Annotated in this window: 15 protein-coding genes; 8 read left to right on the top strand and 7 right to left on the bottom strand. The window is 48.8% G+C overall.

Translation table 11 applies throughout. The annotated features are described in order from the left end of the window. Nucleotides 1-100 precede the first annotated feature (100 nt). Together mnmD and GWK09_RS09225 are read right to left on the bottom strand one after the other, a co-directional pair. Nucleotides 101-766: a tRNA (5-methylaminomethyl-2-thiouridine)(34)-methyltransferase MnmD gene (gene mnmD, locus GWK09_RS09230; RefSeq protein ID WP_163692969.1), complete on the bottom strand. Its 666-nt coding sequence runs from the start codon at nucleotides 764-766 to the stop codon at nucleotides 101-103. Nucleotide 767: 1 nt separating this feature from the next. Beyond that, entirely contained in the window at nucleotides 768-1,271 is a 504-nt protein-coding gene (locus GWK09_RS09225; RefSeq protein WP_163692967.1) for a DUF4920 domain-containing protein, read from the bottom strand. A gap of 105 nt (nucleotides 1,272-1,376) precedes the next feature. Here GWK09_RS09225 and GWK09_RS09220 point away from each other — a divergent pair, with 105 nt between their 5' ends. After that, nucleotides 1,377-2,444 (top strand): branched-chain amino acid aminotransferase, encoded by a 1,068-nt coding sequence (locus GWK09_RS09220; protein WP_163692965.1) that lies wholly within the window; start codon nucleotides 1,377-1,379, stop codon nucleotides 2,442-2,444. Between the two features lie 40 nt (nucleotides 2,445-2,484). On the opposite strand, the gene GWK09_RS09215 is transcribed toward GWK09_RS09220, so the two are convergent. After that, nucleotides 2,485-2,871: a pyrophosphohydrolase domain-containing protein gene (locus GWK09_RS09215; RefSeq protein ID WP_163692963.1), complete on the bottom strand. Its 387-nt coding sequence runs from the start codon at nucleotides 2,869-2,871 to the stop codon at nucleotides 2,485-2,487. A 345-nt stretch (nucleotides 2,872-3,216) separates the two neighbouring features. On the opposite strand from GWK09_RS09215, the gene GWK09_RS09210 reads away from it, so the two are divergent. From GWK09_RS09210 to GWK09_RS09190, 5 genes are all read left to right on the top strand, one after another. After that, nucleotides 3,217-3,396 carry a hypothetical protein gene (locus tag GWK09_RS09210; protein ID WP_163692961.1) on the top strand — a complete coding sequence of 60 codons (180 nt, stop codon included), beginning with the start codon at nucleotides 3,217-3,219 and terminating at the stop codon, nucleotides 3,394-3,396. Nucleotides 3,397-3,413: 17 nt separating this feature from the next. Then, nucleotides 3,414-3,788 carry a fluoride efflux transporter CrcB gene (crcB, locus tag GWK09_RS09205; RefSeq protein WP_163692959.1) on the top strand — a complete coding sequence of 125 codons (375 nt, stop codon included), beginning with the start codon at nucleotides 3,414-3,416 and terminating at the stop codon, nucleotides 3,786-3,788. Nucleotides 3,789-4,019: 231 nt separating this feature from the next. Then, entirely contained in the window at nucleotides 4,020-4,358 is a 339-nt protein-coding gene (locus GWK09_RS09200; RefSeq protein WP_163692957.1) for a P-II family nitrogen regulator, read from the top strand. Between the two features lie 30 nt (nucleotides 4,359-4,388). Then, a complete protein-coding gene (locus GWK09_RS09195) occupies nucleotides 4,389-5,642 on the top strand; it encodes an ammonium transporter (RefSeq protein ID WP_163692955.1) in 1,254 nt (417 codons plus the stop codon). A gap of 107 nt (nucleotides 5,643-5,749) precedes the next feature. Beyond that, on the top strand, nucleotides 5,750-6,790 hold the full coding sequence (locus tag GWK09_RS09190; RefSeq protein WP_163692954.1) for an outer membrane beta-barrel protein: 1,041 nt from the start codon (nucleotides 5,750-5,752) through the stop codon (nucleotides 6,788-6,790). A gap of 74 nt (nucleotides 6,791-6,864) precedes the next feature. On the opposite strand, the gene GWK09_RS09185 is transcribed toward GWK09_RS09190, so the two are convergent. Continuing rightward, nucleotides 6,865-7,506 (bottom strand): DUF1684 domain-containing protein, encoded by a 642-nt coding sequence (locus tag GWK09_RS09185; protein ID WP_163692952.1) that lies wholly within the window; start codon nucleotides 7,504-7,506, stop codon nucleotides 6,865-6,867. A gap of 117 nt (nucleotides 7,507-7,623) precedes the next feature. Between GWK09_RS09185 and GWK09_RS09180 the strand changes: the two genes are divergently transcribed. Continuing rightward, on the top strand, nucleotides 7,624-8,832 hold the full coding sequence (locus GWK09_RS09180; RefSeq protein WP_163692950.1) for an MFS transporter: 1,209 nt from the start codon (nucleotides 7,624-7,626) through the stop codon (nucleotides 8,830-8,832). Between the two features lie 64 nt (nucleotides 8,833-8,896). Here GWK09_RS09180 and GWK09_RS09175 read toward each other — a convergent pair whose 3' ends face one another. Further along, nucleotides 8,897-10,342 carry an alpha/beta hydrolase gene (locus GWK09_RS09175; RefSeq protein ID WP_163692948.1) on the bottom strand — a complete coding sequence of 482 codons (1,446 nt, stop codon included), beginning with the start codon at nucleotides 10,340-10,342 and terminating at the stop codon, nucleotides 8,897-8,899. Between the two features lie 129 nt (nucleotides 10,343-10,471). Next, nucleotides 10,472-10,924: an Lrp/AsnC family transcriptional regulator gene (locus GWK09_RS09170; RefSeq protein ID WP_163692947.1), complete on the bottom strand. Its 453-nt coding sequence runs from the start codon at nucleotides 10,922-10,924 to the stop codon at nucleotides 10,472-10,474. Between the two features lie 164 nt (nucleotides 10,925-11,088). On the opposite strand from GWK09_RS09170, the gene GWK09_RS09165 reads away from it, so the two are divergent. After that, nucleotides 11,089-11,481: a hypothetical protein gene (locus GWK09_RS09165; protein ID WP_239530888.1), complete on the top strand. Its 393-nt coding sequence runs from the start codon at nucleotides 11,089-11,091 to the stop codon at nucleotides 11,479-11,481. Nucleotides 11,482-11,535: 54 nt separating this feature from the next. Here GWK09_RS09165 and GWK09_RS09160 read toward each other — a convergent pair whose 3' ends face one another. Beyond that, nucleotides 11,536-15,000, bottom strand: coding sequence for a methylmalonyl-CoA mutase family protein (locus GWK09_RS09160; RefSeq protein ID WP_163692943.1), 3,465 nt, complete (start codon nucleotides 14,998-15,000; stop codon nucleotides 11,536-11,538). Nucleotides 15,001-15,072 lie beyond the last annotated feature (72 nt).

Raw genomic sequence — 15,072 nt, 5'->3', positions numbered from 1 at the left:
TTTTTGTAAAGATATCTGATTTACAGACTACATGATCCGGGTTTATATAAGGTTTAACAGTCTTGTTTAAGAAAATCAATCCTTCTGCTTCCCGTCATTTTTACTGGGATTTCCGCCCCCTGAGCATCTCTCTCTTACCCGGAGGCCCGGGCAGCCTTTCCACTGAGAAGCCCACTTCCTGAAGGGCCCGCCTCACACTGCCTTTGGCCGAATAAGTGACGAGTACACCCTTAGATCTAAGGGCGTTAAACATTTTGCTGAAGATAGAAAAGGTCCAAAGCTCCGGTTGTACCCGGGGTCCGAAGGCATCAAAATAGATCAGGTCGAAAGCCCCCTGATCCGAAATCTGATCGAAATCCTTTTTCTGTTTTACAAGGGTAAACCCGGGAGTCAGCGGGACCTCTACACCCCATGGGCATTGGTGCATTTTCAGGTAAGCGGTGCGAAGATGGGGCACGTCCAGTTCATCTACATAATTGAGTTGATCCACCTCATCCAGGGAAACAGGGTACGCCTCCACCCCCGTGTAAGCTATACTCTGGTTCCTTTTTTTGGCTTCGTGCATAGTGATCAGGGCGTTTAGTCCGGTTCCAAAGCCCACCTCGAGAATACTGACCTCTTTCTGAGCACATACCGCCAGGCCGTGGTCGATAAAGACGTGAAAAGCCTCATTTACGGCCCCATGGGTAGAGTGGTAATGTTCGTTCCAATCCTCAATAGCGAGGGTCCTGGAACCATCTGCGGTGGTGATGATCGTCCTTTTCACCTCATTCGTTCAGCAACACGCCATCTGCTACAAAACTGTAGGTCACCTTGGGGGAGGTGATCTTCTGTATCTCCTCTTCCGAGGCACCACCGTCCTTCGCGAAATGCCTTTGATCTTCCACGCTGAGTTCCTCTATAAAGCCGGTGCCGTGAAGGGTTACCTCCTTTCCTGTGATATCCTTGGGAACGAAGAAACCGTAATCCTTAAAAGTGACCCGTATTTCCTCTCCCTCATCCAAAGAGACCTTGATCCAGCATCCCTTCATCTGGCAGACATCTGTGACCTTCCCGGTGAAGGAGACCGTAAGGCTGTCAGGGGTTTGGAGCTCACTGAGGGCCATGACCACTTTATCTCCGGATAGAGCCCCTTCAGCGTCAAATACGGATCCGAAGTATTGGGATTCCGAAGCGGTGGATTCTGAAGCGGCTGTTTGGTTCTGAGGATTATTTTCCTTACAACCCGCAAGAAGGACGAAAAGCACAAGAAAAATGTTAAATGATTTCATTTTGTTCAGGATTTGAGTTGACAGTACAAAATTGGGGATTTTTCAGCCAAAAAAGAAGGAACAAGAGTTCATAATTGATTAATTTTGACGTGAAATTTTTAGCGGATGGAAACCAACGTCACGAATATAATCATCGAAAAAGTAAAGAAATCCAGGATTTCTGAGGTTGATTTTTCCAACCTCCCTTTCGGAAAGGTACACTCAGACCACATGCTGGTTTGCGACTACCGTGACGGAGCCTGGCAAACACCCAGGATCACACCCTACCAGGGCATCACCCTGGATCCATCTGCCAAGATCTTCCACTACGGCCAGTCCGTCTTCGAGGGAATGAAGGCCTATAAGGACGAGAACGGAAAAGTCTGGCTTTTCAGGCCAGATGAAAATCAGAAAAGGCTCAACATCTCGTCCAAAAGAATTTCCATACCCGAACTCCCCAGGGAGATCTTTATGGATGGCCTCAAAACCCTGGTTCAGATAGAAAAGGACTGGGTCCCCACCACCCCAGGCAGCTCTCTGTATATAAGACCTTTTGTGTTTGCCTCTGGGACAGGCCTGCACGCTTCCCCTGCAGACCAATACAAGTTCTTCATCGTATGCGCCCCTTCCGGGCCCTATTTTGCTGGAAAGGTCAGGGTACTGATCGAAGAAAAATATTCAAGGGCCGCCAACGGCGGTGTTGGCTATGCTAAGGCCGGAGGAAACTATGCCGGGCAATTCTACCCCACTCAGCTCGCCATTCAAAAAGGCTACCAGCAGGTGATCTGGACGGATGACAATACCCACGAATACATAGAGGAGGCCGGAGCGATGAATATTTTTGTCCGGATCAATGACACCCTCCTGACGAGTCCCGTAAGTGACCGGATACTCGACGGTGTTACCCGCAAAAGCGTCATCGATATTGCCCGCGCGGAGGGAATAACCGTGGAGATAAGAAAAGTCAGGGTGGAAGAACTGGTTTCAGCATCCAAGAACGGGAGCTTGAAGGAGATGTTCGGAGCCGGGACGGCCGCTGTGATCTCCCCTATTTCCGGTTTTGGCTACAGGGGTTCGGATTACGACCTGCCCGAGATGAAAGACTCCTATGCGTCCCTTCTCAAAAAGAAGATCACCGACATTCAGTACAACAAGGCAGATGATCCCTTTGGCTGGCGATTTGAGGTGATCTAATTATTTTTCTAAATCACCCTTTTTCCGGAAACCATTACTGCTATCGGTCGAGGATTCCCTTGATATCGGGTTTGAAATAGGAAGGTCCTTTGAGTACTTTCCCGTCTTCCCGGTATATGGGCCTGCCGTCCTCGCCCAGCTTACTCATATTACTTCTCTGTATCTCGTCAAAGACCTCTTCAATAATCTGGTGCATCCCGTGTTCCAGGATGGTCCCGCACAGGATGTAAAGCATGTCGCCCAGGGCATCTGCCACCTCCACCAGGTCATTGTTCTTGGCGGCCTCAAAATATTCCTTGTTCTCTTCATCCATCAGGTTGAACCTCAGCAGGTTCTTCGCCTCCCCCAGATCCGCTTTGGGACTTTCAGATATCCCGAGTCCGAAGGAACGATGAAAAAGGGCTACTGCATCGATCTTGCTTTTCATGCTATGTGTATTTGGCGTAATTTTGCACTAAAATAAACATTATGTTCAGCACCGGGCAACTCATTTTTGCTGCCGTATTCGTACTCGTTTTCTCGTGGATCCTTGTTATTTCGTATAAAAAGGACAACAATCTTCACCTGAAAAACTACCGGGGAGTTAAATGGATAGGGGTCGTTTTTGTCCTTTTCGTAATAATCCTGTTTGGACTTAAGTATCTCCTGAAAAATTAACACTTTTTTTGCCTAGGCCACAAAAATTGAGTGTCTGACAACATATTTGGGATTTCATGCGTATACTATAAGAAATGGCTTACTTTTGCGTTATACTTTCAAAGAAATCCGATAAATGACAACCTTTTTTACCATTTTCTTTATTTTGGTGGCAGTGAATGCAGGCCTTCTCACCTTCAGTATGGTGATGAACAAGCGCAGGCAATCCGAGGTTTCCGGAGAAAGGACAGATACACCCCGCGAGAAGATCTATCCTCTTGATTTGTCATCTTCAGAATACCGGAAAGCCATCTAGATTCCTATCTTTAGGGAATGAAAAACTTTCTGCTGGTCTTCCTTGGAGGAGGGATCGGAAGCGCCCTTCGCTATCTTATCAGTAAAGCCTTGAATCCTTATATAAGTTCCTTTTACCTGGGTACTTTTGGGGTAAATATGCTTGGATGCCTGCTTATTGGCCTCATCCTTGGACTCTCGGCCAGGTACAGCAGCCTCAGCAATACCACGGTACTATTCCTCACCGCAGGTTTCTGCGGTGGCTTCACCACCTTTTCCTCCTTTGCTCTCGAAAACTACGGCCTGCTCCGTGAAGGACAGACCCTTTCGTTCCTGCTTTATATCCTGGGGAGTGTGATCCTGGGCATCCTTGCCGTGGCAGCCGGACTATGGCTGGTGAAAGCCCTGTCTTAAATATCTGATTATCAATTATTTTCCTCTGCTATCCATGCCTTTTCTTACGGGATGTGTTAAAACATGCCTACAAAAAAACCATATTCCTAAATTTTACTTTTTAGAATACTATACCCTAATATTTTAGGGGTCTATTTTATATTTATGATAAAAATGATCAATAAACCCCCAAATTTTTAGGGGGTTATTTCATTAATCATAATTTTGGCCCATCAACAATAAACTAATACAATGAAAAAAGTAGAAGCAATCATTCGCAAATCAAAATTTGATGATGTGAAAAAAGCACTTCACGACATTGAGGTGAATTTCTTCAGCTACTGGGATGTGACCGGGGTTGGTAACGAAAAACAGGGACATGTCTACAGGGGTATCTCCTATAGCACTTCCGACATACAAAGGAGGTACCTGGTGATCGTTGTCTCCGATAATTTTCTTGAAAAAACCGTGAACACCGTCCTGGATGCCGCCTACACCGGTAATGTGGGGGACGGGAAAATCTTCGTTTCGGAGGTCCTGGACGCCTTCAGGATCAGAACTCGTGAGAACGGTTATGAAGGAATAAACTAAAACGGATAACTAACTAACAATTTTCGAAATATGGAAGCAGGATTATTTACAGCTAACAATATATGGATGATGATCTGTACCGCCCTGGTATTTTTCATGCATACAGGATTTGCCTTTTTAGAAATTGGGCTTACAAGACAGAAGAACACGATCAACATTCTCTTTAAGAACATCTTTATCATTACCGTCGGGTTGCTGATGTATTACATAGGCGGTTTTAACCTGATGTATCCCGGCTTTGCCGAGGGCTCTGCAGGTATACTCGACTTCGGCGGATTCGGGATCGCAGCACCTGAGAACGGAATGACCCCCGAATACGCAGACGGTGGCTATACCTGGTGGACAGATTTTCTCTTCCAGGGTATGTTCGCCGCCACGGCGGCTACCATCGTCTCCGGAGCCGTTGCAGAACGCATCAAGATAGGGCCTTTTATGATCTTTACCATCCTTTACGTAGGCCTGGTATACCCTATCGTCGGTTCCTGGCAATGGGGAGGCGGTTTCCTCTCAACCCTGGGTGGGGATGATGCCGGATTCTATGATTTTGCAGGATCTACCCTGGTCCATTCCGTCGGCGGATGGGGCGCTCTTATCGGGATCTATCTCCTTGGAGCGAGGATAGGGAAATTCGGTGAGGACGGCAAGCCCAAGGCCATTCCCGGCCACAACATCCCGCTGGCCACTGCAGGGGTCCTCGTCCTCTGGTTAGGTTGGTTTGGGTTTAACGGTGGATCAGTCCTTTCAGGTGATCCCGAGCTTACTTCCCTGGTACTGGTGACCACCAGCCTGGCAGCCGCTGCCGGAGGGGTAGGTGCCTTGATCCTCTCTACCATCCTGTACAAGAACCTCGACCTTACCATGTTCCTGAACGGGATCCTGGGCGGACTCGTGGGTATCACTGCAGGTGCAGACCTTATGTCTCCCAACGAAGCCGTCGTTATCGGCCTTATCGCGGGATTGATCATCGTACTCGGTGTAGCCTTTATTGACAGGATCCGCCTGGACGACCCTGTAGGTGCGGTGACCGTTCACCTGATCTGTGGGATCTGGGGAACCCTGGCCGTCGGGATCTTTGGCTCTAAAGCCGGAGGGGACCAGTTCCTCTTCCAGTTGGCGGGGGTAGGTGCCGCAGCCACCTTCTGTTCCCTGACCGCCTTTATCATCTTCTACAGCCTCAAGAAGACCGTGGGTATCCGGGTCTCCAAGGAGGAGGAAGTCGACGGACTCGACCTGCACGAGCACGGTATGGATGCCTATGCAGATTTCAGGATGAATCAACATTAAAACAAAAGCGAACGGAGCGTTTGGCAGAACGCTCCGTTCATAACCTTTTCAACATTTCAACTTAAAACAGTATTAACATCCTAATTAAAGGATAACAACACAGAAATATGAAAACGATTATTTATACAAATTTCGGAAAAAATTTACTCTATTCAGCCATTCTTCTCATCGGAGTCCTGGGATTTGCACAGGAAGAAGAAGAAAGTACCAGCCCTTTTTCCCTATCAGGGAGTATAGACACCTATTTCAGGACTACCTTCAATGATGCCGGACTTGCGACTACGGCCACTCCTACCTCCTTTGCCAACCAAACGGGTTTTGCCCTGGGGATGGCCAACCTGATCGGAGCCTATGAAAAGGGCTCTACAGGGGTCGTCGTGGATCTGGTATTTGGCCCCAGGGGTACTGAGGCTACCTTTGAGAACGACGTGCTGAACGGCATCATCAACCAGGCCTATGCCTATTGGAATGTATCGGAATCAACCACCCTGACCATTGGTCGTTTCAACACCTGGGTCGGATATGAGGTTATAAGTCCGGTCGCGAACTTCAACTACAGTGTTTCTTACCTCTTCTCGAACGGGCCTTTCTCACACATCGGTGTAAAAGCGGATTTTGCCCTTTCAGAAGATATCAGCCTGATGGTAGCGGTGACTAACCCATGGGATACCAACGACATTAGCGGGAGTGGAGAATACGCCCTGGGAACCCAACTCGGCGTTTACGGGCAGTACCTCAACCTGTATTATGACAGCGGTTCCAACGGCGGTTTAGGATTTGAGATCGACTATACAGGGGGAGTCGACCTGACAGAGGATTTCTTCCTTGGCATCAATGCTGCCTACAACCAAAATTCTGAAACAGATTCCGGATTCTACGGGGCGGCCCTGTATCCACAGTTCAAGACCTCAGATGACTTTGCTCTTGGGTTAAGGGGTGAATACTTCGCCTTTACACAGGATGGTTTTGACGATGTTCCCGTTATCGGACTGACACTGACCGGTAGTTTCACCAAGGAAAACCTGATCATAAAGCCTGAGATCCGCCTGGATACCTTTGGCAACGACAATGAACCTTTTTCAGATAGCGATGGGGCACCCACAAACAATCTGTCCTCATTCCTGATCGCAGCGATATACTCTTTCTAACGGGAGTCTTTTATTAGTTTTGTTTAGTTCGTTGATAAACCCTGGCAAATTTTTGTCAGGGTTTTATTTTAGACCTATTTAAAGGCTTTCACACCGGCCCGGATCTCCGTAGAAATGTGGTTCTGACTGGGCACCAGCGGACAGGAATACTTTTTGTTGTAGGCACAATAGGGATTATAGGCCTTGTTGAAATCGATCAGGATCCGGTCATCCTCCGGGATGTTCAGGTCGATATATCTGCCTCCTTCATAGGTGGACCGCCCGTTGGTCTCATCTGTAAATGGCAGAAAGAGGTAATCTTCATAACCGTCCTTATTTTTTAGCTCTTCGTTCTGGTACACCTCTAACTGGTATTTCTTCCCCTTTAATTCAAAAGTCACCAGTCCGTAAACCACCTCCTCAGACATCCTTTCCGTACTCGTGGGCATCAGGAAAGGTATTGCCTCGGGGGTACGGGAAAGTTCGGCCACTACCGTGAAAGAGGTATCCGGTTCGAAAAAATCGAGTCCATCAAAATCTTTTCGGTAACGATCCGGTAAAGGAGAGGTCTCCGGGTTGGAAAATTCCTTGTTCAGGTCGTTCTGAAAGGCGATGATAGATGCCATTGTGCTGTCTGCAGGTAACTCCTTCTGGGCCACCTCGTCATGGTATTTCTTTCCGTCTCCACAACTGCTGGCTACAGTGAACAGGAACAGAAGGCAGATCAAAATTCTCATACGTACTCTCTTTGATCCCAAAAGTACGGAATAGGCCTTTTTTTAGCTAGATTTAGTCCCAAATAAAGGAGGGATCCTACGCCGGCCATCGGCAAGGTCGCACGTATCCCAAACCAGATGAAGTTGCTCTATCTTTCCTATTTAAATTCCTTCAGGGGACTTTCCAGAGAGGTCTGGTGGTTAGCCCTGGTCACCCTGATCAACCGGGCAGGGACCATGGTCATTCCTTTTCTCTCCCTGTATCTGACCCGGGACAGGGGATTTGCCCTGGAGGACGTAGGGACCATTATGAGCTGTTTTGGCCTGGGCTCCCTGGCAGGGACCTGGCTGGGCGGCAAACTCACCGATCGGATCGGGTATTACAAGGTCATGGTCTGGAGCCTTTTCCTCACCGGACTCCTCTTTATCTGGTTACAGGTGCTCGAGTCCTTTTATGCCCTTTGCGGTGGGATCTTCGTCCTGATGGTCGTCGCGGATTCCTTCAGGCCGGCCACTTATGTGGCCATGAGCGCATACAGCAAACACGAGAACAAGACCCGGTCCGTGACCCTGATCCGCCTGGCCATCAACCTGGGTTTTTCAGCCGGGCCAGCCATAGGAGGGGTTATCATAGCATCCATGGGTTACCTGGGTCTGTTTTGGGTAGACGGCATCACCTGTTTACTGGCTGCCCTCCTGCTATTGCTCGTTCTCAATCCGAAGAAAGCGAAGGAACTCGACGTGTACAGGAACGAAGCCCCTCGTTCTGCTTACAAGGATTATCCCTACCTCCTCTTCATAGGGGCCATGATCTTGCTGGGTCTTATCTTTGTACAGTACTTTTCGACGGTCCCTCTCTTCTACAGCGAGGCGAGATCCCTGAGCGAGGTAAGCATAGGCTTACTCCTCGCCATGAACGGATTTATCATCTTTGCCTTTGAAATGCCCCTGATCAAGTTTCTGGAAACCTCGACCCTTTCGAGGGTCTCCCTTATGATGCTGGGCCTGGCACTAACGACCTGCAGCTACTTTTTCCTGACTTTCGGCAACTGGACCGGCCTCCTGGTCATCGGCATGATCCTGATGACCCTGGGAGAGATGGTTACCTTTCCGTTCTCCAGTGCTTTTGCGATGGAACGTTCCCGTACAGGCAGGCAGGGGGAGTACATGGCCCTTTACAACATTGCCTTTTCCATCTCCCATATCTTTGCCCATAACGGCGGCATGGTCTCCATCGCTAACTTTGGGTACCGAACTACCTGGTATATCGCCATGGTCGTGGGGGTCATGGGAATACTGCTCCTGTATCTGCTCCGTTCCGGTTTGCTCAAAGGCAGGATCAGATAAGGTTTTATCGATTTTCTGAGGAAAAAACGTGTTTGAGACTTAAAAGTGCAATCATGGGCGAGGATTACTGATCCTCTATCAGGTCGTATCTCGCATCCTTGAAGTACTTTTCAATGATCTCGTTGAATTCAGGAGTGATCCTCAGAAGGGCAGTATTCTTAAGCGAATAAAGAGCCGCCTTATCCGTAAAGCCGTTCTTGAGAAGCTCCTCCAGGTAGAAGAGGGCGGTACCGAAGTCTTCGTATTTAGCACTGTCCGATATGATATTGAGGTAATTCTCATATTCCAGAGGTGCCGTTATGGTCTTTACCATCCAAAGGTAACTCAGGGCCTCTTCGTTGACGGGATTCTGGGCTTTTTCCAGTTCAATATTGTCCTCCACCAGTGCATTTAGGTATCCCAGCAATCGCTCACCCATCTCCTTTTCGAAAGGATCACTGCTCTTGCGGTATTTATCAATCTCTCCCATCTGGTAATTCCACCATCCCAGATTGTTGTAATTCAATGTCAGGACGTCGTCGTTGAGATTGTATTCATACTCTTCTCGGATGAAATACTCCTTTTGCAAATACCGATTCTGTTTGCGCAACTGCAGTTGGTATTCCTTTTCGCGACCGATGAATTTTCTCCTTCTCTTCAATTCTTCAAGATCCAGTAGATTCTTGAATTTGGCTATCATCTCATCAGCCAGGAAGGAGGCACCCAGGTAATCTCCTTCCTCAACCAAGGTGTTGAGCTCGGCGAAATTCCGATTGTAAATACTTCCTATATAGGCCGAGTCCCGGGCGATATTGCCCTCACTCATACTTCTGAGATTGAGGATCTCAAAGGCGCGCTGCATATAAGTGGGAGGCGGCCACTGCGACCCTCCTTCAAAGACCAGGAGATAATCGACCATTTTCGATTTTCCCAGGGCTTTTAAAGTTGTATTGGTCCTGCCGGAATCTTCCAGGAGATCATTGAAGTGATGGTCGGATCTTCCTACAATCCCGATAAGCTGAAACGGATTCTTAGGGTCTATTAATTCCTTATACGGGATACCGGAACCAAATGAAATAACTCCTTCCACCGGTTTTATCAGGGATGCGATCACCGTGGCGAACTGAGCTCCATCTCCGAGTCCGGCCGTATAGGTTCTCTTCTTATGGATAGGGAACAGACCGTATACCCGGTTGAACATCCTGCTCATGACCAGCGTATTCTGAACAATGGAAAGGGAGTCGTGTATATCGTTGGAGGCTGCCACGATAAATCCTTCCCTCTCTGCCACCTCCTGGAACATATGTACGACTTGTTTTCCACGTCCTTCCATATCCACGGCAAACAAAACAGGCCACATACCTGAAGGCTGGTAAGTTGTGGGAAGGTACACGGCAAAAGTTTCTGGAATGGAATCGTTAATGCGGATGGAATCCTGAACCAGCCCTTTCCGAATGACCACTTCCTGGGATCGCAGGGAGGTCAGGCCGGTAATGATCACAAATAAAAAGAGAAAATAGGTAAATTTCATAGCATTGTATTCCTCAAAAATCCGGCCAAAACTAATTCGCGAACCCGGAAAAAAGTCGGATTAAAAACTCCCTGGACGCAGGCATTCAAAAAAACTCTTCACCTGCCGATCTAAATTAAGGAATAATTCTTATCCCCTCCTCTTTTTTATCGGGGCATCTGCCACGACATCGGATAAAATGATATGGGTACGGGTCTCCCCATAGAGGATCAGTTTGTCAATAAACTTTTCCAGGTGGAACTGGTCTCTCAGGATAACCTCCATGATGATGTTTTCATTTCCGGTGATCCTGTAGCAGTTAACCACCTCGTCCAGGGTGACCACCAAATCCAGGAAGGGCTTTAATTTCCCCATAAAGGCCTTCAGGGTGATAATGGCTTTGAGCTGATACCCTGCCATGGCATGGGATACCCTGGCAAAATAACCAGTGATGATCCCGAGGTCTTCCATCTTTTTGACACGCTCTGCCACAGCGGGAGGGGTAAGGCCTACCTTCCGGCCAATACTGGAAAAGGATTCACGGGAATTCTCCTGCAGACATTGCAGTATTCCCCAGTTCAGGTGATCTATCTGTGATTTCAAATTTTTTAACGTTGTAAAATTACCTTTATAAAGCAAATTATGAATTTATCTTTAAATTAAAAAGCGACTTCGTCTGATTAGCATGTAATTTTAAGTAATTAATGCAATGAGAGAGAACGATGTCCCAAAATCATCTAGGATCCCTTCCTATCTATAAAAAAGCCTTGGACCTTTGCACCCTAAGCAGGGAGCTGGCTTCCTTTGTTTCTTACAATAGAAATCTCCTCACCCTGTATCAGTCCGATAGCCACCGGGACCATATTGCAGATTCCCTGATCACAGACGCCGTTTTGATCCCCCAACAGATCGCAAGGGCCGAAACCTCATCCTCCATGAGGGACCGCATGAAGAGTGCTACCTTTATAGGGATCATGTTGCGAAATATCAATTCATACTGCAATGGCCTGGAAAGGGATGGGATGAGTGAGAAGGAATATCTGAACCTTTTGAGGCGGGAGATCCGTATCTTCCGAAGGTCCTTTAAAAAGTGGCGAAAATCACTTATACATGGCAATCAGCCAAGGGAGACCTGGCACTTCAGGGAGTACCTGGGATAAGAATCCAACAAAAAAAATCAGCTCTTTTCTTCTCGTTGCCTTCCTATGTCCTGATCACATGTTGCGCCTGTATTGCCCCCCTACCTGGAACAATGCCTGTGTGATCTGGCCCAAGGAACAGTATTTTGCCACCTCCATGAGTTTCTCGAAGATGTTCTCGTTGCGGACCGCCACCTCCTGAAGTTCTTTCAAGCCTTTCTCAGCCTTGTTCGGATCACGCCGTTTCAAATTGTCGAGCGTGTACAACTGCCGTTCCTTCTCCTCTTCCGTGGCCCTGATCACTTCCTTGGGAAGGATGGTAGGGGAGCCCTTGGAACTCAGGAAGGTGTTTACACCGATGATGGGATAGTCCCCATTGTGCTTTAAGGTCTCATAGTGAAGGCTTTCCTCCTGAATCTGAGAGCGCTGATACATGGTCTCCATGGCACCCAGGACCCCTCCCCTTTCCGTGATCCTGTCGAATTCGATCAGAACGGCTTCCTCTACCAGGTCCGTCAGTTCCTCAATGATAAAGGATCCCTGCAGGGGATTCTCATTCTTGGCCAGTCCCAGTTCCTTGTTGATGATCAGCTGAATCGCCATAGCCCTGCGCACGGATTCTTCCGTGGGGGTCGTAATAGCCTCGTCATAGGCATTGGTATGGAGGGAATTGCAATTGTCGTAAATGGCGTACAGGGCCTGCAAGGTGGTACGTATATCGTTAAAGTCGATTTCCTGGGCGTGCAGGCTCCTACCGGAGGTCTGTATGTGGTACTTCAGCATCTGTGCCCTGGGATCGGCCCCGTACTTCTCCTTCATGGCCTTTGCCCATATCCTCCTGGCCACCCTCCCGATAACGGCGTATTCCGGGTCTATCCCATTGGAGAAGAAAAAGGAGAGGTTGGGTCCGAATTTGTTGATGTCCATACCCCTACTCAGGTAATATTCTACGTAGGTGAACCCATTGGAAAGGGTAAAGGCCAACTGTGTTATGGGATTGGCCCCTGCTTCCGCGATATGGTATCCGGAAATGGAGACCGAATAGAAATTCCGCACCTTCTTTCCTATAAAATACTCCTGTACGTCGCCCATGAGTCGAAGAGCGAACTCTGTCGAAAAAATACAGGTATTCTGAGCCTGGTCCTCTTTCAGGATATCTGCCTGCACGGTTCCCCTTACCTCCTGCAGTGTTTTTGCTTTGATCGAGTCATATACCTCCCTTGGCAGTACCTGGTCTCCGGTTACCCCCAGGAGCATTAGACCCAGTCCGTTATTGCCTTCCGGCAATTCTCCCGCATAGAGGGGCCTTGCCTTTTCCTTCCCCTTGTAAAGGGAAGCGATCTTCTTCTCCGTCTCTTCTTCAAGACCTTTTTCCCTTATGTATTTTTCGCAGTTCTGATCAATGGCCGCATTGAGGAAAAAAGCCAATAGCATGGGTGCTGGCCCATTTATGGTCATACTGACCGAGGTCATGGGATTCGTAAGGTCGAAGCCGGAATAGAGTTTCTTGGCATCATCCAGACAGCAAATGGAGACACCGGCATTCCCGATCTTCCCATAAATGTCTGGCCGCTTGCCAGGATCGTTCCCGTAAAGGGTTACGGAGTCGAATGCCGTCGAAAGGCGTTTTGCCTTCATGTCGAGGCTCACGTAATGAAACCTGCGGTTGGTACGCTCGGGTCCGCCCTCCCCGGCAAACATGCGGGTGGGGTCCTCCTCAGTGCGCTTAAATGGGTAAAGTCCGGCTGTGTAGGGAAAGCTTCCCGGGACATTTTCCTGGAGGGTCCATCGAAGGAGATCGCCCCAGGCCTCATATCTGGGCAGGGCCACTTTGGGGATCTGAAGGTGTGAAAGCGATTCCGTGTGTGTGCTTATTTCCAATTCCCTGTTGCGGACCTTAAATCGGTAAACAGGTTCCCTGTAACGCTTTACCAGGGATTTCCACTGGTACAGGGTCTGCCAGTGGTGAGGGTCCAGGTTTAGCTTTACGGTGTTGAATTCCCCGATCAGCAGGTTGAGAAGGTCCTTTTTTGCTTCGGGGACCTCCCTGGCCAAAGCGGTCTCATTCAGTCCAGCTTCTGTCAGAAATGGCCATTCAGAGCCGTTCTCTGCCACTGCTTCTGCCCCCAAAAGGGACAGAACAGACCTGTACAGGCCAAACAAGGTCTGGGCCGTATTACTTTGGGTGAAGGCCCGTTGGTCATAGGCCCTGTTGCTCTCCGCGATCTCTGAAAGATAACGGGTTCTGGCGGGGGGGATAATAAATCGTTTCTCAGGTTCTTCTCCCGCCGTCTCAAATGAAGATTCCAAATCGCTTCCCGCTTTATCACGCAGACCTCGCATCACGGCCTTGTATAGGCTGTTCATCCCGGGATCGTTGAATTGGGAAGCCATGGTGCCGTAGACGGGTAGGGTTTCGGGATCAGCATCCCAGAGGTTGTGATTCCTGACATATTGTTTCCGCACATCCCTCAGGGCGTCGAGGGCCCCTCGTTTGTCGAATTTGTTGATGGCTACCAGGTCGGCATAATCGAGCATGTCTATCTTCTCCAATTGGGTGGCCGCACCAAATTCTGGCGTCATCACGTAAAGGGAAAGGTCACTGTGCTCAATGATCTCGGTATCGGACTGACCAATGCCGGAAGTTTCTAGAATGATCAGGTCGAACTGGGCGTGCTGCAAGATACCGATGGCTTCCCCTACGTATTTAGAAAGGGCGAGGTTTGATTGGCGGGTGGCCAGGGACCTCATATATACCCTTTCACTGTTGATGGCATTCATCCGGATCCTGTCTCCCAGAAGTGCGCCTCCCGTCTTCCTCTTGGAAGGATCCACAGACACAATACCGATATGCTTATCGGAAAAGTCGAAGAGAAATCTCCTCACCAGCTCATCCACAAGGCTCGATTTACCGGCTCCGCCCGTACCGGTGATTCCCAGCACCGGTACGGTGTTCGCAGGCTTCCCGAGCTTTTCGATCCAGTTTTCGTATTCGTCATGCCTGTTCTCCGCAAGGCTGATCATCCTGGCGATAGTCGTGGCATCCTTGTCGCGAAGAGACGCTTTCAGATCCTTCCCGTCAGGCAAAACAAGGGAAGGGGTTTTAAAATCAGATTTTTCCACAAGGTCATTGATCATCCCCTGTAACCCCATCTTTCGGCCGTCGTCCGGAGAATAGATGCGCGTGATCCCGTAATTCATCAGAGCGTCTATCTCTTCGGGTAGGATCACTCCCCCTCCGCCACCGAAGATCCTGATATGTCCGGCCCCTCTTTCCTGGAGCAGGTCATACATATATCGAAAGTATTCATTATGCCCTCCCTGATAGGAGGTCATCGCGATGGCATTGGCATCTTCCTGAATAGCGCAATCCACCACCTCGGCCACCGATCGGTCATGCCCGAGGTGAATCACTTCCACGCCCGTAGCCTGGATGATGCGCCTCATAATATTGATCGCGGCATCATGGCCATCGAATAGGGACGCCGCCGTGACGATCCTGATCTTATTTTTCGGGGTGTAGGTCTTGATTTGCTCCATCTCTAATAAATAGTCCTTTTCAAGGGTGCAATTTACGATAAACGCAAAAATTAATACCTTCCATTTAGAATT

The organism is Muriicola jejuensis (assembly GCF_010671595.1).
In the GTDB taxonomy this organism is placed as follows: Bacteria; Bacteroidota; Bacteroidia; order Flavobacteriales; family Flavobacteriaceae; genus Muriicola; species Muriicola jejuensis.
This window is presented reverse-complemented; position numbering and strand designations above follow the sequence as displayed.